Annotated in this window: 18 protein-coding genes; 3 read left to right on the forward strand and 15 right to left on the reverse strand. The window is 61.0% G+C overall.

Translation table 11 applies throughout. The features are described 5' to 3' along the window. Positions 1 to 172 precede the first annotated feature (172 nt). Positions 173 to 1,807, forward strand: a complete 1,635-nt coding sequence (locus tag OVA07_RS04325; RefSeq protein WP_268170242.1) for an ATP-binding protein — start codon at positions 173 to 175, stop codon at positions 1,805 to 1,807. On the opposite strand, the gene OVA07_RS04330 is transcribed toward OVA07_RS04325, so the two are convergent. From OVA07_RS04330 to OVA07_RS04355, 6 genes are all read right to left on the reverse strand, one after another. Next, a complete protein-coding gene (locus tag OVA07_RS04330) occupies positions 1,791 to 2,345 on the reverse strand; it encodes a GNAT family N-acetyltransferase (RefSeq protein WP_268170243.1) in 555 nt (184 codons plus the stop codon). The genes OVA07_RS04325 and OVA07_RS04330 overlap by 17 nt on opposite strands. A 26-nt stretch (positions 2,346 to 2,371) precedes the next feature. Beyond that, positions 2,372 to 3,586, reverse strand: a complete 1,215-nt coding sequence (locus OVA07_RS04335) for a DUF445 domain-containing protein (protein ID WP_268170244.1) — start codon at positions 3,584 to 3,586, stop codon at positions 2,372 to 2,374. A 128-nt stretch (positions 3,587 to 3,714) separates the two neighbouring features. Continuing rightward, positions 3,715 to 6,894 (reverse strand): efflux RND transporter permease subunit, encoded by a 3,180-nt coding sequence (locus tag OVA07_RS04340; RefSeq protein WP_268170245.1) that lies wholly within the window; start codon positions 6,892 to 6,894, stop codon positions 3,715 to 3,717. 11 nt (positions 6,895 to 6,905) lie between these two features. Beyond that, positions 6,906 to 8,087: an efflux RND transporter periplasmic adaptor subunit gene (locus tag OVA07_RS04345; RefSeq protein WP_268170246.1), complete on the reverse strand. Its 1,182-nt coding sequence runs from the start codon at positions 8,085 to 8,087 to the stop codon at positions 6,906 to 6,908. Between the two features lie 320 nt (positions 8,088 to 8,407). Continuing rightward, a complete protein-coding gene (gene sciP / locus OVA07_RS04350) occupies positions 8,408 to 8,707 on the reverse strand; it encodes a CtrA inhibitor SciP (protein WP_268170247.1) in 300 nt (99 codons plus the stop codon). 14 nt (positions 8,708 to 8,721) lie between these two features. Next, positions 8,722 to 9,048: a hypothetical protein gene (locus OVA07_RS04355; RefSeq protein ID WP_268170248.1), complete on the reverse strand. Its 327-nt coding sequence runs from the start codon at positions 9,046 to 9,048 to the stop codon at positions 8,722 to 8,724. A 180-nt stretch (positions 9,049 to 9,228) separates the two neighbouring features. Between OVA07_RS04355 and mnmA the strand changes: the two genes are divergently transcribed. Then, positions 9,229 to 10,386, forward strand: a complete 1,158-nt coding sequence (mnmA, locus tag OVA07_RS04360) for a tRNA 2-thiouridine(34) synthase MnmA (protein WP_268170249.1) — start codon at positions 9,229 to 9,231, stop codon at positions 10,384 to 10,386. Positions 10,387 to 10,390: 4 nt separating this feature from the next. Here mnmA and OVA07_RS04365 read toward each other — a convergent pair whose 3' ends face one another. Beyond that, on the reverse strand, positions 10,391 to 10,720 hold the full coding sequence (locus OVA07_RS04365; protein ID WP_268170250.1) for a hypothetical protein: 330 nt from the start codon (positions 10,718 to 10,720) through the stop codon (positions 10,391 to 10,393). A gap of 101 nt (positions 10,721 to 10,821) precedes the next feature. Between OVA07_RS04365 and OVA07_RS04370 the strand changes: the two genes are divergently transcribed. Next, positions 10,822 to 11,946, forward strand: a complete 1,125-nt coding sequence (locus OVA07_RS04370) for a serine hydrolase domain-containing protein (protein ID WP_268170251.1) — start codon at positions 10,822 to 10,824, stop codon at positions 11,944 to 11,946. A 9-nt stretch (positions 11,947 to 11,955) separates the two neighbouring features. Here OVA07_RS04370 and OVA07_RS04375 read toward each other — a convergent pair whose 3' ends face one another. The 8 genes from OVA07_RS04375 to OVA07_RS04410 form a co-directional block, all read right to left on the reverse strand. After that, entirely contained in the window at positions 11,956 to 12,771 is an 816-nt protein-coding gene (locus OVA07_RS04375) for a PhzF family phenazine biosynthesis protein (RefSeq protein ID WP_268170252.1), read from the reverse strand. Next, a complete protein-coding gene (locus OVA07_RS04380) occupies positions 12,768 to 13,733 on the reverse strand; it encodes a cation diffusion facilitator family transporter (RefSeq protein ID WP_268170253.1) in 966 nt (321 codons plus the stop codon). The genes OVA07_RS04375 and OVA07_RS04380 overlap by 4 nt, the downstream gene beginning before the upstream one ends. Before the next feature lie 9 nt (positions 13,734 to 13,742). Continuing rightward, positions 13,743 to 14,354, reverse strand: a complete 612-nt coding sequence (pdxH, locus tag OVA07_RS04385) for a pyridoxamine 5'-phosphate oxidase (protein WP_268170254.1) — start codon at positions 14,352 to 14,354, stop codon at positions 13,743 to 13,745. Positions 14,355 to 14,547: 193 nt separating this feature from the next. Further along, positions 14,548 to 15,525 (reverse strand): sugar phosphate isomerase/epimerase family protein, encoded by a 978-nt coding sequence (locus tag OVA07_RS04390; RefSeq protein WP_268170255.1) that lies wholly within the window; start codon positions 15,523 to 15,525, stop codon positions 14,548 to 14,550. A gap of 31 nt (positions 15,526 to 15,556) precedes the next feature. Beyond that, positions 15,557 to 16,531 carry a D-ribose ABC transporter substrate-binding protein gene (locus OVA07_RS04395; protein ID WP_268170256.1) on the reverse strand — a complete coding sequence of 325 codons (975 nt, stop codon included), beginning with the start codon at positions 16,529 to 16,531 and terminating at the stop codon, positions 15,557 to 15,559. 12 nt (positions 16,532 to 16,543) lie between these two features. Beyond that, on the reverse strand, positions 16,544 to 17,581 hold the full coding sequence (locus OVA07_RS04400; RefSeq protein ID WP_268170257.1) for an ABC transporter permease: 1,038 nt from the start codon (positions 17,579 to 17,581) through the stop codon (positions 16,544 to 16,546). Between the two features lie 5 nt (positions 17,582 to 17,586). Next, positions 17,587 to 19,110 (reverse strand): sugar ABC transporter ATP-binding protein, encoded by a 1,524-nt coding sequence (locus tag OVA07_RS04405; protein ID WP_268170258.1) that lies wholly within the window; start codon positions 19,108 to 19,110, stop codon positions 17,587 to 17,589. A gap of 1 nt (position 19,111) precedes the next feature. After that, on the reverse strand, positions 19,112 to 19,762 hold the full coding sequence (locus OVA07_RS04410; RefSeq protein WP_268170259.1) for a DUF2291 family protein: 651 nt from the start codon (positions 19,760 to 19,762) through the stop codon (positions 19,112 to 19,114). Between the last annotated feature and the right edge of the window lie 23 nt (positions 19,763 to 19,785).

The raw sequence follows: 19,785 nt of genomic DNA on the forward strand, positions 1-19,785 counted from the left end.
ATCGGGGTCGGAAGGGAAACCTTCCGGCCCCTTTTCCTTTGCCTTTGGCACGCATGGAAGCGTGGGAACCCAATGCGCCGGCTGGCGTTTTGTGCGCGATGAATTGCGCGTTGCTTCTTTCCTTGCCACAATCTGCGGCGTGAGCGCGCCACCATCCCCCTGCACGGATTCCGTGCTGCAAACGCCGACGCTGGCATCGATTGATCCTGAGATCTATCGCGTCCTGTTCGAAAACATGGACGACGGTTTCTGCGTCATCGAATTCGTTGACGGGCCGCATGGGCCGTTAAGCGACTATGTTCACCTGATCGCCAATCCAGCCTATGAACGACACACCGGCATTCCAAATGTGGTGGGCCAATATCTGCGCCAGATGGTGCCCGCCGAGGCGGACGACTGGATCGCGTTCTACGGCAAAGTCCTGCACACTGGCGAACCAATTCGTTTTCGCAACGAACTTGTCGCCACCGGCCGGATTCTCGATGTTTCATCATTCCGCATCGGACCGTTTGAAAACCGGCTGGTGGCAGTATTGTTCAAGGACGTGACCGAACAGGTCCGCGCCGAGGCCGCATTGTACCAGTTGAACGAAACGCTGGAACAACGCGTCGCCGATGCGCTGGCACAGCGCGAACAGGCCGAAAGTGCACTGCGTCAGGCACAGAAAATGGAAGCCGTGGGCCAGTTGACCGGCGGCCTTGCCCACGACTTCAACAACCTGCTGGGTGGCATCACCGGCGCACTGGAAATGATCGCGCGCCGCGCCGTTCAGGGCCGCACCGCAGATGTCGAACGCTATGTCGCCGCCGGACTGGGCGCAGCACGGCGCGCAGCAGCGCTTACCCACCGGTTACTGGCGTTTTCCCGCCGCCAGACGCTTTCTCCGCGCGCCACCTTGGTCAACCGGCTGCTGGATGATTTTGTCGATCTGGTACGACGCACAGTGGGACCGGGCATTGCGGTTGAGGTTGATACTGACCCGGCATTGTGGCCGACACTGGTAGATGCCAACCAGCTTGAAAACGCGCTTCTCAACCTGTGTATCAACGCCCGCGATGCCATGCCCGATGGTGGACGGCTGACCATCACCACGCTGAACGTGCAGCTTGATCCCGATCAGGCGGGTGAACGCGGGCTGCGGCCGGGCGATTACGTTACTGTAACCGTCGGCGACAGCGGCGTTGGTATTGCCGCAGATGACATCGAACGTGTGTTCGAACCGTTTTTCACCACCAAACCAACCGGGCGCGGCACCGGACTCGGCCTTTCGATGGTCTATGGCTTTGCCCGACAAAGTAACGGCCTTGTGCGAATTCGTTCAACCCCCGGAGAAGGCACACTGGTCAGGCTTTATCTGCCCCGCCACGAAGCCATTGCCGATCCGACCGACGATGCCGCGCTGCAGGTCCGCCGGTCCGCCCGCCCCGGTCTACGCGCACTGGTGGTGGATGATGAACCTACGGTCAGAATGATGATGGTCGATGCACTCGGCCTGATCGCTATCGAATGCCTCGACGCCGATGATGGCCCGACGGCATTGGCGCTTCTGGATCAGGGTATCGAAATTGACTTGCTGGTTACCGATGTCGGCCTGCCCGGCGGTCTCAACGGCCGTCAGGTGGCCGACGAAGTGCGAAGGCGGCGGCCCGATGTGGCGGTTCTGTTCGTGACCGGTTACGCCGACAGCGTCGTCCTGCAGAAAGACGATGGCGAAACCGGCATCGGCGTTCTGACCAAACCCTTCACGCTGGATGATTTGCAACAACGCGCATTGAGCATTGTCGAGCAAGTCAAACCGGGCGGCTGATTCGTTCCAGAAGATCGACGCTCGCCCCATCAGGCAGCATCATTTCATCATATCGGGTAAAGCCCAGCCGCCCGGCCAAGCTCAGCGAAGAAGCGTTGCCATGTTCTATCATGCAGGCGATTCGGGACAGACCATGAACCTTGCCGTGCGCTTCATCGAACCAGTCTAACACGGCGCGCATGCCTTCCTGCGCATAGCCCTTGCGCCAGTACTCCTGCGCCAGAATCCACGCAGCTTCGGGCACGTCGTCCATGCCTTTGCCGAACCCTCGCAGTGAATGGAAAATGCCGATCTGACCAACAAACGCGCCTCCTGCCCGTTCGTGCGCCAGAAACATGCCATAACCATACAACTGCCATGATCCCGCCGCCCGCAGCGCGCGGGCAAACATGTCTGTCGTCGGGTCATCGGCGCGCGGGCCAAGGAAGCGATGCACTTCAGGGTCGGCCAGCAAATCTCTCAACAGCAAATAATCATCACGCCCCGGCACAGACAGTACCAACCGTTCAGTTTGCAGGCGAGGGAGACAGGAGTTCATGGGTATCGCATTGGCAGGGGGCATTGTCAGGAAACTGCGAGCGCCAGATCAAGCGCATGCAGCAGCAGGCCAACCAGCCCGCCCACCAGCGTACCGTTGATGCGAATGAACTGAAGATCACGGCCCACCGCACCTTCGATCCGGTCCGTCACCGTGCGCGCATCCCAGCGCTTTACCGTTTCCGAAACCAAACGCACGATTTGCGCGCCATAGCGGGTGGACACACCCACCATGGTTCTTCGGGCAAAGCGGTTGACCAGACTCTGCAGTCGCACATCCTGCTGCAAGGCCTGTCCCAGTTCGGCAAGGCTGGCACCAAACTGCCCCGCCAGCGCCCCAGAGGGATTGCGGACCATCTGCAGCAGCCGGGTGCGGCCCCGTTCCCATAGCGCGTCCAGCCAGCGGGCAAATGCCGGGTTCGCCAACACTTCTTGCTTCATCTGTTCCACTCGTGCCTGCATCGCGGCATCGTGGATCAGATCGTGCGCCAGCGTGGCCAGCCCGTCCTCGATCTTGCGGCGCAGCGGATGGTCAGGCACCACCAATGTCTCGGCCAGAAGCTTGTAGAGGCCATCAAGGATCGCGTTGGCGAGCTTTTCGTCCAGTCCGGTCCAGCGCAGGATGGTATTGGCGCGTTCGTGGATGGTCGCCTGAATCAACGGCTCGTTCGCCTCGATGGTTTCGGCCGCCTTGCGGATCAGGCTTTCAATCACCGGCATGTGCCGACCGTCGGCAATAGCTGCGCCTAGCAACTGACCCAGTAGCGGCGACAATTCGAGCTTTTCAAGCTGCGCCCGCAGCGCACCCTTGGCCAGACCGCCCAATTCATCGGGATCGAGCGATTCCAGCACGTCGGCCACCAGACCGGCTGCACCATCTCGCAACCGGCTTTCCCCGCCGCGCGGATCGGCCAGAAAAGTGCCCATCGCCGCCGCCGCGTTGACCGCGCCCATGCGCCGGGCAACCACTTGTGGCGTCAGGAAATTCGTTTGCAGGAACGCAGCCATCGTATCGGCAATGCGATCCTTGTTTTCAGGGATGATCGCGGTGTGCGGAATGGGCACGCCCAACGGATGACGAAACAGTGCAGTCACCGCAAACCAGTCTGCCAATCCACCCACCATTGCCGCTTCGGCAAATGCCCGGACGAAACCCAATGCGGGGTGCAGCCCTTCATAACGCCGCGTGACGGCATAGAGCACCGCCATAAGCACCAGCAGGCAAGTAGCGACCAGACGCATTCTCCGCGCCCGATCAACAATCACGACAGGTCTTAGACGCAAACGGCCCGCAGCCTCAGCTTCAGGCCTGCCATCAGGACCGGAGGAGGCCGGGGGAGATACCCCGGCCATATTTGGAAGCGTTGCGTTCACTCCGCCGGGAATGCGCCGAGGCTAAGTTCGTTCCGCGTATCGCCATCACGGTCACCCGGTTCATAACCCAGCACCTTGCGCGCCAGCCATGGGCCAATGCGCTTTTCGAGCCCATCGGCCAGACTGAAACCGGCAGGCACGATCAGCAGCGTCAGCAGTGTGGACAGGGTAAGCCCCCCGATCACCACGATACCCATCGGTGCGCGCCAGCCCGCATCACCGCCAAGGGCAGCCGCAGTCGGCACCATGCCGGCCACCATCGCCACCGTGGTCATGATGATGGGCTGCGCGCGCTTGTGTCCAGCCTCGGTAATTGCCTCAAGCTTGGATTTGCCAGCCGCCATTTCTTCAAGCGCGAAGTCGATCAGCAGGATCGAGTTCTTGGCAACGATGCCGAAGAGCATGAGAATGCCGATGAACACCGGCATGGACAACGCCTGCCCCGTGATCGCCACGGCCATCAAACCACCCAACGGCGCGAGGAATAGTGACCCCATGTTGACCAGCGGCGAAATGAAGCGGTGGTACAGCAGGACCAGCACCGAGAACACCAGAAGGATGCCCGACGCCAGCGCGACGGCAAAATTGGCCATCATTTCATCCTGGAACTTGTCCTCACCCGCTGCCGTGTTCGAAACGCCCTGCGGCAGATTCTGCATGATCGACAGTTTACCGATGGCCGTCATTGCATCGCCCTTGACCACACCGGGGGCAAGATCGGCGCCAACGAAGACGCGGCGAGCCTGATTGTAGCGCTGAATCTGCGTCGGTCCGGAGCCAAAGGTAATCGCGGCCACCCGCGCCAGCGGCACAGAGCCGCCTGATACAGTGGGAACCGGCAGGTTTTCGATAGTGGACAGGTCACGGCGTGAATTTTCGGGAATCTTTACCCGGATCGGTACCTGACGGTCAGACAGCGAGAATTTGGCGCTGTTCTGGTCGATTTCGCCTTGTGTGGCGATACGGATCACCTGACTCAGGGCCTGCGTTGTCACCCCCAGGTCGGCGGCAAGATCAAGCCGGGGCGTGATGATGATTTCAGGCCTGCGCAGATCGGCGCTGATGCGCGGCGCAACCACCTGGCGCAGGCCGCTCATCTGTTCTACCAGCGTTTGGGCGGTTTTCTGCAGAAGGTCAGGATCGGACCCGGCCAGCATAATGCTGATCGGGCGGCCAGAACCGCCGCCAGGACCGCTTGGCCCGTTTGACAGGAAGTTCACCCGCGCATCAGGAATCTGCTGAAGAACCGGGGTCAGTTCCTGTTCGAAATCCAGGCTGGGACGTTCGCGATCCTTGCGCAGGTTCAGAAAGATGCTGGCCTTGGCCTCGCGCACGGATGCCAGCGAGGATTCGACCTCCTGTTCTCGGCTGACCAACGCAACGATTTCCTCAACCTTTTTCTCGGTCTGTTGCAGCGTCGTTCCCGGCACCATTTCAATCGATATGCGGCTGGAATCGCTGTCCGTATCAGGGAAGAACTGAGACGGAATGGTGAACCCAAGCAAGATGGTCAAACCAAAAGCCAGAACACCAATGCCCATCATCCATACGCGATGGTCACGCAAACGCGCGCGGAAACGGCGGGCTGGATAACTGGCGCGATAGGCAATCGCCTTCGAGGTATCGAGCGACCATTCCAGCACTTTCATGTAGCGGTCCATCATCGGACCGCCGCCATGTTCGGCTTCGCCATGCGCTTTCAGGAAATAGGCTGCGACCATCGGCGTTATCATGCGCGCAACCAGCAGCGAAAACAGCACCGCAATCACCACGGTCAGACCAAAGTTCTTGAAGAACTGGCCCGAAACGCCGGGCATCAGCGCAACGGGGAAGAACACCGCTACGATGGAAAAGGTGGTTGCCACCACGGCGAGGCCGATTTCATCTGCCGCGTCAATGGAAGCCTGATAAGCGCTTTTTCCCATGCGCATGTGACGCACGATATTTTCGATTTCGACGATGGCATCGTCCACCAGCACGCCCGCGACCAGACCAAGCGCCAGAAGCGACATCTGGTTAAGCGTGAAGCCCATCAGATCGAGCACCCAGAACGTGGGGATCGATGACAGCGGAATGGCAATGGCCGACACGATGGTGGCGCGCCAGTCACGCAGGAAGAAGAACACCACGATCACCGCCAGCACGGCGCCTTCGACCATCGCATTCATCGAGGAACGGTACTGGTCCTTGGTGTAAGTGACCGAAGTGAACAGGATCTTGAACTGGATCTTGCCGCTTTGTTCAGCTTCAAGCTTGCGCATCTCCTCCATCGCGCCATCATAAACCGACACGTCGGATTCCCCGCGCGCGCGGGATATGGCGAAAGTGACCACCGGCTTGCCGTTGAACTTGGCGATCGAGGTGATTTCGCTGTAACTGTCACGCACATCGGCCACTTGCGCCAGCCGCACGGTACGGTTGCCTGAAATGGATATTTCGGTCTGCGAAAGATCATAGGCCGATCGGGCATTGCCCAGTACGCGCACAGACTGGCGTGATCCCGCAACTTCGGTGCGCCCGCCGGCCGCGTTCAGGTTAACCTGCCGCAGGGCGGTGTTCACCTGGCTGGCGGTAACCCCCAGCGCGTTCATGCGCATCGGATCAAGCGTGACTGCGATTTCCCGGCTAACACCGCCCGAACGGCTGACCGATGCCATGCCCGGCACTGCCAGCAACCGCTTGGCCACGGTATCGTCGATATACCACGACAGCTGTTCCAGCGTCATGTCATCGGCAGCCACTGCGAAATAGGCGATGGGTTCCGACGATGTTTCGACTTTGAAGACCTGTGGTTCGAGAATGCCTTCGGGCAGATCGCTGCGGATCTGGTCGACCTGATTCTTGACCTCGTTGACCGCGGCATTGATGTCCTGCCCGATCTTGAACTGGACCTGGGTCTGGCTGCTGCCTTCAGATGCAGTCGAGGTCAGCGTATCGACGCCTGCGATTGATCGCACGGCAGATTCGACCCGCTGGGTAATCTGATTCTCGATTTCGGTCGGCGCGGCACCGGGCTGCGCGATCGAAACGATCACGATCGGGAATTCGATGTCCGGATTGTCCTGAACCTTCATCTGCCAGAACGAGAGAAGCCCCGCCAGCGTCAGGCCAATGAACAGGACGATGGGTACGACCGGGTTGCGAATGCACCAGGCCGAGATGTTCTGAAAATTCATTGCAGCGCCGCCTACTTGGCCGTTGGCTTGGAAACGACCGCTTTCACCACATCGCCGGGGTTGAGGAACCCGCCTGCGCGCAGCACCACACGTTCATTGCCGGAAAGCCCCTGCACCACTGAAATGCCGGTTTGCCCCACCTCGCCGGTCTTCACATCGCGGCGCTGTGCTTTGTTGTCATCGCCGACGACGAAGACGTAAGCACCCTTGTCATCGCTGAGGATCGCCGATTCGGGCAGCAGCGGTGCGGTGATCGTGCCCGAACGCAGCGTCGCGCTGGCAAAGCCACCGGGCCGCAGCGCTGGATCGTAAGTCAGCGCGATACGCGCGATACCTTCGCGGGTCTGCTGGTCGATAGTGGGCGAGATCTGCCAGATCTGGCCGCTGAACGTCTTGCCCGAACCCACGGGAGTTACGTCGGCCGACGAACCCACCGCAAGACGGCCCAGATCGCCTTCGGAAAGCCGCGCCTGCATTTCAAGTTCGCCATCGCGTGCCATCGAAAACAGCACGCCGCTACCCGAACCGACCACTTGCCCCGGCTCTACCGCGCGCGTCAGCACAAGGCCTGCGGCAGGAGCGACAATGTTCAGCCGCGCAGCACGCGCGCCCAACTCACCAAGGCTGGCACGAGCCACCTGAACCCGCGCCACGGCCGCATCGCGGGTGGCGGTCAGCCGGTCCACATCGGCCTTGGAGATGAAGCCGCGCTCCACCAGTTTCAGCGCGCGATCAAGGTTGGATTGCGCCAGCCGCGCATCGGCAGCGGCCACTTCGACATTGGCGGCCTGGCTGGAAATCTGCATGCCCTGAACCGACCGGTCGATCACCGCGAGCACTTGCCCTGCGCGTACCCAGTCACCGGCATCGACCAGCACCTGCACCACCTGCCCACCTTCGCCCGCAACACCAACCGGCATTTCGCGACGTGCGGCAATCGTTCCGCTGGCCGTAATCGTGCCTGAAATTGTGGTTTTGCCGGGCACGACCACGGTAACCACCTGATCCTGGGTCCTGGCCCCACCTTCATCCACGGCAGTACCTGACCCGTGCATGAAATACCACGCAAGCAGAAGCACAGCGACAATGACAGCGCCAATGATCCAGTTCCTGCGCACAGGCCGCGCCTCCCCGTCGGTCATACTGGCCAGTTCGCTGGCGCCAGTGGCCTCGATGGTCGTTTCGTAATTCATGCTTTTTTACTGCCGCCGTTCACTGCCGCCACCCCGGTCCGGTTCGAAAGCAGATTGCAGATCTGCTTCGATCAGGTGTGTTATATTGATAATGCACCAGCCGCAAGCATTGCGGCCCGCCGCCTTGCCTGGTCAATGCGTCGCAATAGAACCTCTTTTGCCAGGGTGCAATTCCGTCTCGACATGAGACTTAAGGGCAAAGCGGGAACGTGTCTTTCCCGCACCTGTAACTTTTTGTATCGATTCTGGCGCAAACAAAGAACAACGGCCGCCTCCCGAAGGAGACGGCCGCCGCGGATGGAGCTCGTTATTCTGAACGTTCAGTATTTAAGCTGACGCTCATAAAGATCGCGATAGTGCTGGATGCGCGTCACACGTAGGCCCTGCATGCCGGAGCGGTCGACCGCACGCTGCCACGAAGCGAATTCCTCAAGCGTCAGATTGTAACGCTCGCACACCTCGTCAATCGTTAGCAGCCCGCCGTTAACCGCAGCCACCACTTCGGCCTTGCGCCGAACAACCCAGCGCGTGGTTTCAGGGGGAGGCAGATTGTCCAGCGTGAGCGGCTCCCCAAGGGGACCGATTACTTGCGCCGGACGGATTTTCTGGTTCTCGATCATGTCAGTCTCGTACTTCAGCGCGGCTCGGCCACAGAGCGGCCATTGGTGAAACCCCGTGTGCCCAATAGGCCTTTGCCATTCGCTGAAGAGGTAGGGTTAACAAGGACTTCATCCATGCCTCCGTGCGCCGAGACGCCCGAAAAGCCGGACGCAATGATACGGGCAGCCATGCCGTGAAAGCTGCCGGGCGACACCACATCGCCTTGCGCCTGTCCGAAATCGAACGCGCGCCGCAGATCTTGTGCGGCGGCAATCCGCGCGCACAGGTCATGCCACATCAAGGGCCGTAAACCGGAGCCGGTGTCAGCCGGGGCGAAAGCGCCAGGATCGTTGAAGCTCATGTCCATCCCCACCGTCCTAGGAGGAAGACAGCTAAGGTCCGGTAAAGGAGCCGTTTAACTTTTGTTCATTTTACATTTTCGGGCGTGTCCCTGCGCGTTCTCAGCCGGAATGTAACTTGGAGAACAGCAAGGCTGGACACACGTCTTTGCCTGCGCACCGAATGCGCCTATGGGCGTGAAATGCCCGCTATTTCAGCCCTTCCCGATCTTGAATCGCTGTTCGATCTTGCCCCCCCCTTGTCTGCGCGGCGGATCGTCGTGGCGATGTCGGGCGGCGTGGACAGTTCTGTGGTGGCCGGAATTGCTGCCGCCAGCGGGGCTGAAGTGATTGGCGTTACGCTGCAACTTTATGATTATGGCGCGGCCACCGGGCGCAAGGGTGCCTGCTGTGCGGGTGATGATATCCGTGATGCTCGCGCCGTGGCGGATCGCCTCGGCATTGCCCATTACGTTTTCGACCACGAATCGAGCTTCCGCGAAGAGGTGGTTGAACGATTCGCCGACGATTACCTTGCCGGACGCACCCCCATCCCCTGCGTTCGGTGCAACATGGGTCCAAAATTCACCGATCTGCTGGCCATGGCCCGCGAACTGGGCGCAGATTGCCTCGCAACCGGCCATTACGTGCAGCGCGTCAACGGCGCTGCCGGAGCAGAGTTGCACCGGGCGATAGATCCGGCGCGCGACCAGTCCTATTTCCTTTATGGCACGACCGAAGATCAGCTTGGCTTCCTGCGCTTTCCGCTGGGCGGCCTGCCCAAGACCGAAACCCGGCGCATCGCCGCCGAACTCGGCCTTGCTGTGGCAGCCAAGCCCGATAGCCAGGATATCTGCTTCGTGCCCGATGGCGATTATGCAAAGGTGGTGCGCGCGGTCCGGCCCGAAGGCGATGCTCCGGGCGAAATCGTCCACGCTGCCAGCGGCGAAGTGCTGGGTACCCATCGCGGGATCATTCACTATACCGTAGGCCAGCGGCGCGGGCTGGAGATCGGCGGACAGCCCGAACCGCTGTACGTGATCGCGCTGGATGCACCAAACCGCCGCGTCATGGTTGGCCCGCGCGCGTTGCTGGCCGTGACCAGCGCGACGATTATCGAAACGAATCGCATCGGCCCAGTTCCTGACGCACCGTTGACTGCAAAGGTCCGTTCATTGGCAAAGCCGGTGCCCATCACGCTGGAAGGCATGCTGGGGGGCAGCCATAGCGCTACCATCCGTTTCCATCAGCCCGAATATGGCGTGGCACCGGGGCAGGCCGCCGTCATCTATGCCGGTGAAAGAGTTATCGGCGGAGGATGGATCGATTCCACCTGCGCCGCACATCTTGCAGAGGCTTGAAGGGCTATTCCGCCCAAGGCTGCAACATGCAGCCCTGACCTTCCTTGTAAGTGGCTGTCTGGGCAAACATCATCGCAAACCGGGCAGTAACGCTTTTGGTCGCGTTGTCCTCGCTCAGGCTGACCAGCGTCATGCCAGGTTCGAAATCCTTGCGGCAATCAGAGAGATCGCGTCCTCCGGCATAACGGCAGGAACAGGCGACTCGCGCACCATAACTCGCTCCGGTCAGCGCATATCCGCGAATTGACGTCCAGCACGCCACACCTGCACCGATCAACACCACAATTACCAACACCAGCCAGCCCCAGCGGCGCTTGCGTGGCGCAATTGTCAAAGATGCACCCGGTTGGGACCGTTCTGCCGGGGATGGACCTGTGGGGGAACTGTGGTTGCCGGTTGCCATTGATACGCATTCTGGTCGAAAGGATTGGCCAGATGGCCCGTCGTTCGCTCCCTCTTATCCTGACACTTGCGCTCCTGCCAGCGTTGGCCGGATGTTCGCAGGGGAAGAATGCGCCCGATGCGCCGCCGCCCGTCAAGGCAGAAGCGATCAAGGCCGTCGTCAAGGCACCGGGGACTGACCGTGAAGCGCTGGCCCGTGCGGTCGATTCGCTGTTCGCCGACGATGCTGGAGAAACCCGCGCGGTGGTGGTGATGAAAGGCGGACGGATCGTCGCCGAACGCTATGCTCCCGGCTATCACGAAAATACGCGCTTCGTCAGTTGGTCGATGGCCAAGACTGTGACCAGCGTGATGATCGGAATGCTGGTGTCCGATGGCCGCCTGCGGCTGGACGAAACCGCGCCTGTGCCCGCATGGCAGCGTACAGGCGATCCGCGTGGTGAAATCACCCTGCGCCAGATCCTGCAGATGCGGTCCGGCCTGCGCCATGCCGAAGCCATCGACCCGATATACGAATCAGACGAAGTGCGAATGCTGTTCCTTGATGGCCGCGACGATATGGCCGCCTATGCTGAAAATCAGCCTCTGGAATCAGAGCCGGGACGCAAGTTCGAATATTCCACCGCCAGCAGCGTGATTCTGGCCGATCTTGCCGCCCGTGTCCTTTCGCCCGCGCCGGATCCTGAAAGCCGCCGGCGCGCCGTGGCAGAATACTTGCGCACTCGTCTGTTCGAGCCTGCCGGGATGAAATCCATGCTGCCCGAATTCGACAGGGCAGGGACGCTGATCGGCGGATCGTTGATTCACGGCACGGCGCGCGACTGGGCGCGGTTTGGCGAATTCCTGCGCCACAAGGGATCGGTCAAAGGCGCACAAATCATGCCGCGCCAATGGATTGACTTCATGGTCACGCCTTCCCCGCGTGAGGCGCAGTACGGCGCGCAGATCTGGCTCAACCGCAGGGCAACTAACGGGGAACCGACGCTGTTCCCTGATCGTGGTCCCAAGGATTTGTTCGCCTGTGTTGGCCATCTGGGGCAATATGTGCTGGTCAGTCCCAGCAGTGGGCTGACCGTCGTTCGCCTTGGCAAGACGCAGGACGACCAGCGGGCGTTAGTCGTAGACCGGCTGGCCGATATCGTCGCGCTTTACCGTTGATCGTGACGGTCAAGGCAGCCGGAACAGCCCTTCAGCCACGGTCACACACCCACCGCCCAGCAGCACGCGATCACCTTCCAGACGGCAGGCAAAATCTGCCCCCCGCGCCGAAGCCTGATGTCCGGCAAAACGCACCTGTCCCAACTTTTCAGCCCACAACGGCGTCAGGGCCGCGTGAGCGGACCCCGTCGCAGCATCTTCGTCGATACCGCCACCAGGCACAAACACCCGGCTAACCACATCTGCGGCCGATGGATGCCCTGCGCCCAGCGCGGTAGCGATGAACTGATCCTCACCTAAAGCTGCCAGTGCCTTGAAATCAGGTGCCAAGGCCAGCACATCAGCCGCCGACGCATAGACAAACAGGTTGTATCCTGGCGCTTGCCACACTTCTACCGGCACAGGCGCGCCCATCAATGGCACGGCGGCGTCGAACGATCTGGGTGTCGTCAAAACTGCAGGCAATGACAGCACATAGCCATCCGCATCACGCGCAACTTCCAGAATGCCTGCCTTGCGCGTGCGGAACGTCACCCGCCCGCGCATCGGGTCTTGCAGCAGCACGACATGGCCCGACGCCAGCGTGGCATGGCCGCACATCGCGACTTCGACAGCAGGGGTGAACCAGCGCAGCTCGAAATCGGCAGCGCCAGTATGGTCGGGCACCAGAAACGCGGTTTCGGCAAACATGTTCTCGGCACCGATCGCAGCCAACGTGGCATCATCGGGCCACGCTTCCAGCAGCATCACCGCCGCCTGATTTCCGGCAAGCGGGCGGTTGGTGAAAGCGTCGATATGGAAATAGGGAACCTTGGAATCGCTCACAGCGTGGGTGCTCCTTGCGCAAGAATGGCGGGGCTGGTGCCATCCAGACCGGGGACCAGCAGGTTTTCAGCGCCCATCTTGCCTTCGTCGACAAGTCCTTCGGGATCGGGATGAATAAGGATTTCGACGCCCGGAAATTCCGCCATCAGCTTGTCTTCAATCTCGTCCATCACGCGATGGGCTTCAGTCACGGTCATCCGACCATCAACCCAGACGTGGAACTGCACGAAATCGCGGTTGCCGCTGGTGCGGGTGCGCAGATCGTGCAGGCCTTTCAGTTCAGGATGCTGGGACACCACGGTCAGGAACCGCTCGCGCTTTTCCAGCGGCCATTCATGGTCCATGAGCTGGTCCACTGCTTCCTGCGATGCGCCCCACGCACCCCATGCCAGCCACAGAGCGATGCCAAAGGCAAACACCGCGTCCGCCCCGCGCACCCCGGCATAAACATCCAGCAACAGTGCGGCGATCACCGCAAGGTTCAGGAAAAGATCCGATTTGTAATGCACATTGTCGGTGCTGATCGCCAGGCTGCGGGTCTGGCGAATGACGTGCCGCTGGTAGGCCAGCAACGCCAGCGTCGCGCCCATTGCGATGGCCGAAACAATAACGCCCGATCCGGCTTCGGTCACCTGACCCTGCCCCAGAAACTGCTGCACAGCGCGAAAGGCAAGACCGATGGCAGAGATCGAGATCAGCACCACCTGAAACATTGCCGCCAGCGCCTCGGCCTTGCCATGGCCGAAACGGTGGTTCTGATCGTCCGGCATCGCCGCCACCCATACGCCCAGCAGCGTGGCAAGGCTGGCAACAAAGTCGAGCGCGGTATCGGCAAGGCTGCCCAGCATTGCGGCAGAGCCGGTGGAAAGGACGGCCCACACCTTCATCGCTGCCAGCAGCGCGGCTACGGCAATGCTGGCCATGGCGGCACGGCGGTTAAGGTCGGCGGCTGTTTTGTCCATGCGCACCTTTTAGGGGTAGAGCAGGCTGCTGGTCCAGCCGCCTGCGCCATCGGCAATGAAGCGGCGGCGTTCGTGCAGGCGATGATCGCGGTCCTGCCAGAATTCAATTGCCTTCGGGCTGACGCGATAGCCCGACCAATGCGCCGGGCGCGGCACATCCCCGTCGGGATACTGCGCCTGCAAAGCATCCACCCGATCAAGATAGACCTGCCGTGATGGCAATGGACGAGACTGGTCCGATGCGGCAGAGCCAAGGCGCGACAAAGGATGCCGACTGGCAAAATAGGCATCGGCTGCTGCTGTACTGACCTCAGCAATCGAGCCTTCGATACGGATTTGGCGCCGCAGCGATTTCCAGTGGAACAGCAACGCGACATGGCGATTTGCCGCCAGCTCAGCGCCCTTTCGGCTTTCAAAATTAGTATAGAATACAAAGCCTTCAGGCCCATGCCCTTTCAAAAGCACCATCCGCACCGATGGCAAACCTTCGGGCGTAGCAGTGGCCAGCGCCATCGCATTGGGATCGTTCGGCTCGCTTTCCTGAGCCAGAGCGAACCACGATTCGAAGATCGCGATCGGATCGGCATGAGGAATTGCATCATCAATGAGTTCAGACGTCACTGCATTTTCCCGAAAGGCACCAAGACCATCAGGGGCGTTAGCAGGATCAGGATGATTCAGCCATGATCGGGATCAAATGCCTGCGGACGGACATGACTGGCTTGCCCGTCGAGGCAGTTTCCAGCGGTTCCCGGCAAGGAACGCGAACGACGCCGGAAACCGCCAGCACAGTTGATTGTCTATCAGCGACCGATCAAATTTCACCAAACAGTGCATCGCGTGCCAGCTTCTGCGCCGCCATCGCATCTTGCCGGTCCTGCGCGGCCTGCATTTCCGCAAAGTCGAGCCGGTCAAGCGCGCGGTCGATACGCTTGAGGAAGTCGATCGCTACGTTGGCCGCTTCCACGCAATCTTCGCGGAACGGGAACTGGTCAAGCTGCCACACGCCATCCCAATTGTTCTTGCGCAGGGTGTAGAAAAATTCGAACAGTTCGATGGGGTGGACCGTGCCCGCCACCAGATCGTCATCCCATGACCGCATGTTGTCGTTCACGTCCATGCCAAACAGGCGGCCATGATCGATGGCAAGCTGGGCCGAATCCGCAGGCGATTCTCCGCCGTAAAGCGCGTGACCGAAATCGAGCAGCACGCCCACGTTAGGCACACCCATCTTCTCGATCCCCAACAGCGTGCGAGCCATCGAGCAATAGCTCATATGTACACGCGGTTCGCGTGGCTTGTATTCGATCACGAATTTCAGATCGGGATTCTGGCTGGCGAGTTCGGCAATGCCTTCGACCGACATCTGCCACAGCTTGCGATGATCCACCTGAAAGGGATAGTCCCACCCGTCCTGCCCCGGCCACAGCTTGACATAGCTGGCGCCAAAGCGACGGACGAGATCGGCGGCCTGATTGCACACTTCATTGGCACGACGGCGCACGCCCGCATCGGGATTGGTGAACGCGCCCTTGGAAAATTCGCGGTTATAGATTTCGGGCGTGATGCCGATAACCGACAGGTTATTGCGCGCCAGCGCGGCTTCGACCTGTTCAACCGAAACATCGGCGCTCCACGGAAAGTTGATATCAACCACCGACAGGTCACGCACCTGCCCCGCCAGATCAATCATCTCAATCAAGGACTTGGGTGCGCCATAGCCATCGGTGGCGTAACGATCCACATATGTCGCAAAGTGCCAGATGCCTGCGCCGAAGGTCAGCTTGCTCATCGAAGTTCCTCGTTCGTGTTCAATAGGATGTTCAGCGCGCTGCACTTTGCAGGGCGAAATTGTTCAGACGCGGCGCTTCCTGCCGGGTGATCAGGATGCAATCCATAAGCTGCTTTTCGCTCTGCCCGGTCTTGCCGCTTTTCATCAGGCGATCGGCCAGTTCCACGGCGTATTGCGCCTGCCGGAACGCCGGTTGCAGTACGGTGGCGTGCATCGCGCCTGCCGCAATCGCATCGCGCGCATCGTTCGATCCGTCAAAACCAACCACGACAACATCGCTGCGCCCTGCCCCTTTCAGCGCCGCGACCGCGCCCATCGCCATCGTATCGTTCCCGGCGATGATCCCGCGCACTTCGGGATGGGCCTGAAGGATCGACTGAACCTTGGTGAAGGCCTCGCTTTGGCTCCAATTCGCGCTCTGCCGGGCGCTCATCTTCAGGCCGGGATACTGGTCCAGCACCTCGTGATACCCCTTTGACCGGATGGCAGCGTTGGTATCGGATTCCTTGCCCACCAGTTCGGCATAGGCACCCGCCTCGCCCATCGCCTTGGCGAAGGACTGCGCGCCCAGCATGGCACCTTGATAGTTGTTCGACACGATCTGCGCCGCCGCAATGCCGCGTGCGGAAATCTCACGATCGATCAGGAATACGGGAATGCCCGCGTTCTTGGCCTTCTGCACCGAAGCCACGCTGGCTTCTGCCCCGGCATTGTCGAGGATGATGGCAGCGGCATTGCGGGCAATCGCCGTGTCGATCAGCTCGCTCTGCTTGTAGGCATCATCGCCGTGCGAGAATTTGAGCGTTTCATACCCCAGTTCACGCGCCCGCGCTTCTGCCCCCAAGGCCTCCTGGCCGAAGAACGGGTTATCCAGCGAGGGGGTGATGATGACGATCAGGTTGGATGTCCCGCGTGTTGCCTGCCCCGCCAGCCCGAAGGCGATGAGCGCAACAACAGCGGCTAGCGCCAGCCAGACTTTGCCCGAAATGTTGTGAAGTTTCGTCATGTTCATGCCACCTCAGCGCGCCTGCCCGAACCGTTCCTGAAGCCTGTCCAGAACCACGGCGGCCACGATGACTGATCCCTTGATGACCATCTGCCAGAACTCGCTGACCCCAACCATGACCATGCCATCGCCCAGAACGCTGATGACGCAGGCCCCGAAGATCGTGCCGCCAATCGTGCCACGCCCGCCCGAAAGCGATGCCCCGCCCAGCACCACCGCTGCAATCGCGCTCAATTCAAACGTCTCGCCCGACGCGGGATGGGCGGCGACCAGATCGGATGCCACCAGCGTGCCGACCAGCGCGGCGGCACAGCCTGAAATAGCATAGACCGCGCACTTGATCCGATCGGTCCGCACGCCCGACAGCAGCGCCGCGCGCTCATTCCCGCCCACGGCATAGACGCGGCGGCCAAACGTGGTCGATCCTGCGGCAAAGGCGGCGGCAGCGGCGATCAGTATCAACAGCCACACCGGCACCGGAATGCCCAGCACCAAGCCTGCACCCAGCCATCCAAAGCCTTCGTTGCCATAATCGAGGCTGCCCACAAGATTGCCGAACGTCGCGCCGTCCGACATCAGCAGAGCGGCACCGCGCGCAACATAAAGCATACCCAGCGTGGCAATGAACGGCGTCACCCCAAGGCGTGTGACCAGCAGCCCGTTGACCAGCCCCAGAAAAGCACCGAGCACCAGCACAAGGCCAATCGTCGCGGCGACCGAGGGGTAGATCACCACGCCCAGCGGCGCCAGAACCACGCCGTTCAGCAGTAACGCGCCTGCCACCATGCCACCCAGCCCAGCGATGGAGCCGACCGAAAGGTCGATCCCGCCAGTCAGGATTACAAAGGTCATGCCAATCGCCAGAATTGCCACGATGGCGATATGTTTGAACATGATGAGGAAGTTGGCGACTGACAGGAAGTTGGGCGCAACCGCAGCGAAGAACAGCGTCACCACCAGCAGCGCCAGCACCGTGCGAAAGCGCAGCAGCAGCGCGATGACCGGCGAAGCACCGCCACCTGTGGGCGTGGATTCAGAAGTCTGGGTCATGGTTTTCATACCTTGGCCACCGCCGCTTGCGACGATGCGTTTGCAGCAGCGATAAGCATCTGTTCGCTGGCATCGCGCGCCAGCACGTTAAGCGTCACGCGCCCGCCGGACATGACGATGATCCGGTCGGCAATCGCCAGCGCTTCCAGTACGTCGGACGATGTGAAAATCACCGCCAGTCCATCTGCCGCCAGTGCGCGGATGGTGCGAAACACTTCGGCGCGCGCACCCACGTCAATCCCCCGGCTTGGCTCGTCCAGCAGCAGCGCGGCAGGGCCGGGCATCAAGGCCCGTCCGATCAGCACCTTTTGCTGGTTGCCGCCAGAAAGCGAACCGATGGAAGCCTCTGCCGAAGCGGTCTTTACACCAAGGCGCGAAATCATGCCCGCAATCGCGCCGCGTTCGCGCAAGGGCGACAGCACGCCACGCGCGGCAAAGCGCGCCAGATCGCTCAGCCCCATATTCGCACCGACCGAAAAGTTGGCGAAAATGCCCTGCGCCTTGCGGTCTTCCGAAACGAACAGCAGCCCGCGCTTCACACGCTGCGCAATCGACAGCGCAGTAATGTCCTCACCCTTCAGCCGGACCACGCCCGATGCGGGCTGGCGCGCGCCAAAGGCCACTTCCATCGCTTCAGTGCGGCCCGATCCCAGCAGGCCATAGATGGCCACCACCGCACCGGCGCCAAATTCCATGTCCACGCCGTAGAGCGCGGCGCCGCCCGATGAACGCGGCAGGGTTGCCCCCTCGACCGACAGCACGACCGGGCCTTCGGTAAAGGCAAAGTCCGCCCGCTCAAGCTTGCCCGTGCTGCCCAGCATATGTTCGACGATCCACGCCACGCTGGCTTCATCGGCATCGGCCCGCGCCACCACTTCACCATCCCGCAGGATGGTGATGGTATCGCCCACGCGCAGCAGTTCTTCCAGCTTGTGCGAGATATAGACGATACCCACGCCCGACCGCTTCAGGTCACCGATCACGCGGAACAGCACGTCCACTTCGGCATCGCTCAGCGCCGAGGTCGGTTCGTCAAAAATCAGCACACGGCAATCTTCGGCCAGCGCCTTGGCAATCTCTACGATCTGCTGCTCACCAACGCTTAGCAACCCGACGGTGCGGGCGGGGTCGATATCCTGCCCCAGACGTTGCAGCAACTTCGCGGCGGCGGCCTGTTCGGCAGCGCGGTCCAGCAACAGTCTACCGCCATCCGGCCCACGCAACAAAAAGATGTTTTCCGCCACCGACAGATTGGGGCACAGATTCAGTTCCTGATGCACCATACCAATGCCATGCTGCGCCGCTTCGCGTACCGATGGCAATTGCACCGGCGCACCATCGACCAGCAATTCGCCCCGCGTCGGCTGTTCAACGCCTGCAAGGATGCGCATCAGCGTGGATTTGCCCGCGCCGTTCTCACCGATCAGGACGTTGACCTTGCCCGCCTCTACCGCGAAGTCGACGCCTTTCAACGCCTGCGTCGCGCCATAGGTTTTGACGATGGATCGGGCCTGCATCAGCGCCGTCATGTCAGCCACCTTGCGCCACCGCGCCAAGCATTACGGGCACGATCACCGCTGCCTGTCCCGGTTCACCCATGTGCATCACGCCAAGGAACGATACCGACGCACCCACCTGCAAAAGCGCGCGATTCATGCTCACCGTTTCAAGCGCCTTGGCATTCAAGGCCTTGTTAACGGCGGCAAAAGCCATCTGGTCTGGAAAATCATCGAAACGAAGCGAAGGAATTGAATCGCGGATTGCAGTGGAAACCAGCACGGGTCCAGTCTGGATCGCAACATCACCGACGCCCGGCACGGCCAGCTTGACCACGCCCGCACGCGACGTGCCATCCACCGAAACCACGCGCCCCTGCGCCTTCACCACGAAAGTCCAGTCCGCGCCTTCGGATGCCTGACGGCCATGCACTACGCCCGCGGCCGCCGGATCGCGGGCAATGGCAGGCCAGATTTCAACAAGATTCACGGCATTTTTCGTAAGTTCCGGTAGCAAACGCGACTGCCAGTCCCGTGCAACAACGGATCCGGCATCAACCTTGCCGCTTTGCCGTTCGCGCAGGGCGCGATCCTCTTCAATCGACACAACCTTGCACGCACCGTTCAGCACCAGCAATGTAGCTGTCACCGCGAATCGCGCCCTTCCGGCCAAGCCGAAACCCATTGTGCATCCCCTTGATGGAAGTC

This window comes from Novosphingobium sp. SL115, from assembly GCF_026672515.1.
Classification (GTDB): domain Bacteria; phylum Pseudomonadota; class Alphaproteobacteria; order Sphingomonadales; family Sphingomonadaceae; genus Novosphingobium.

Coding starts and splice junctions, on each gene's coding strand:
- OVA07_RS04330 (WP_268170243.1), bottom strand. CDS start 2,345: ATGAACTCCTGTCTCCCTCGCCTGCAAACTGAACGGTTGGTACTGTCT.
- OVA07_RS04335 (WP_268170244.1), bottom strand. CDS start 3,586: ATGCGTCTGGTCGCTACTTGCCTGCTGGTGCTTATGGCGGTGCTCTAT.
- OVA07_RS04340 (WP_268170245.1), bottom strand. CDS start 6,894: ATGAATTTTCAGAACATCTCGGCCTGGTGCATTCGCAACCCGGTCGTA.
- OVA07_RS04345 (WP_268170246.1), bottom strand. CDS start 8,087: ATGAATTACGAAACGACCATCGAGGCCACTGGCGCCAGCGAACTGGCC.
- sciP (WP_268170247.1), bottom strand. CDS start 8,707: ATGATCGAGAACCAGAAAATCCGTCCGGCGCAAGTAATCGGTCCCCTT.
- OVA07_RS04355 (WP_268170248.1), bottom strand. CDS start 9,048: ATGAGCTTCAACGATCCTGGCGCTTTCGCCCCGGCTGACACCGGCTCC.
- mnmA (WP_268170249.1), top strand. CDS start 9,229: ATGCCCGCTATTTCAGCCCTTCCCGATCTTGAATCGCTGTTCGATCTT.
- OVA07_RS04370 (WP_268170251.1), top strand. CDS start 10,822: ATGGCCCGTCGTTCGCTCCCTCTTATCCTGACACTTGCGCTCCTGCCA.
- OVA07_RS04380 (WP_268170253.1), bottom strand. CDS start 13,733: ATGGACAAAACAGCCGCCGACCTTAACCGCCGTGCCGCCATGGCCAGC.
- OVA07_RS04390 (WP_268170255.1), bottom strand. CDS start 15,525: ATGAGCAAGCTGACCTTCGGCGCAGGCATCTGGCACTTTGCGACATAT.
- OVA07_RS04395 (WP_268170256.1), bottom strand. CDS start 16,531: ATGACGAAACTTCACAACATTTCGGGCAAAGTCTGGCTGGCGCTAGCC.
- OVA07_RS04400 (WP_268170257.1), bottom strand. CDS start 17,581: ATGACCCAGACTTCTGAATCCACGCCCACAGGTGGCGGTGCTTCGCCG.
- OVA07_RS04405 (WP_268170258.1), bottom strand. CDS start 19,110: ATGACGGCGCTGATGCAGGCCCGATCCATCGTCAAAACCTATGGCGCG.
- OVA07_RS04410 (WP_268170259.1), bottom strand. CDS start 19,762: ATGGGTTTCGGCTTGGCCGGAAGGGCGCGATTCGCGGTGACAGCTACA.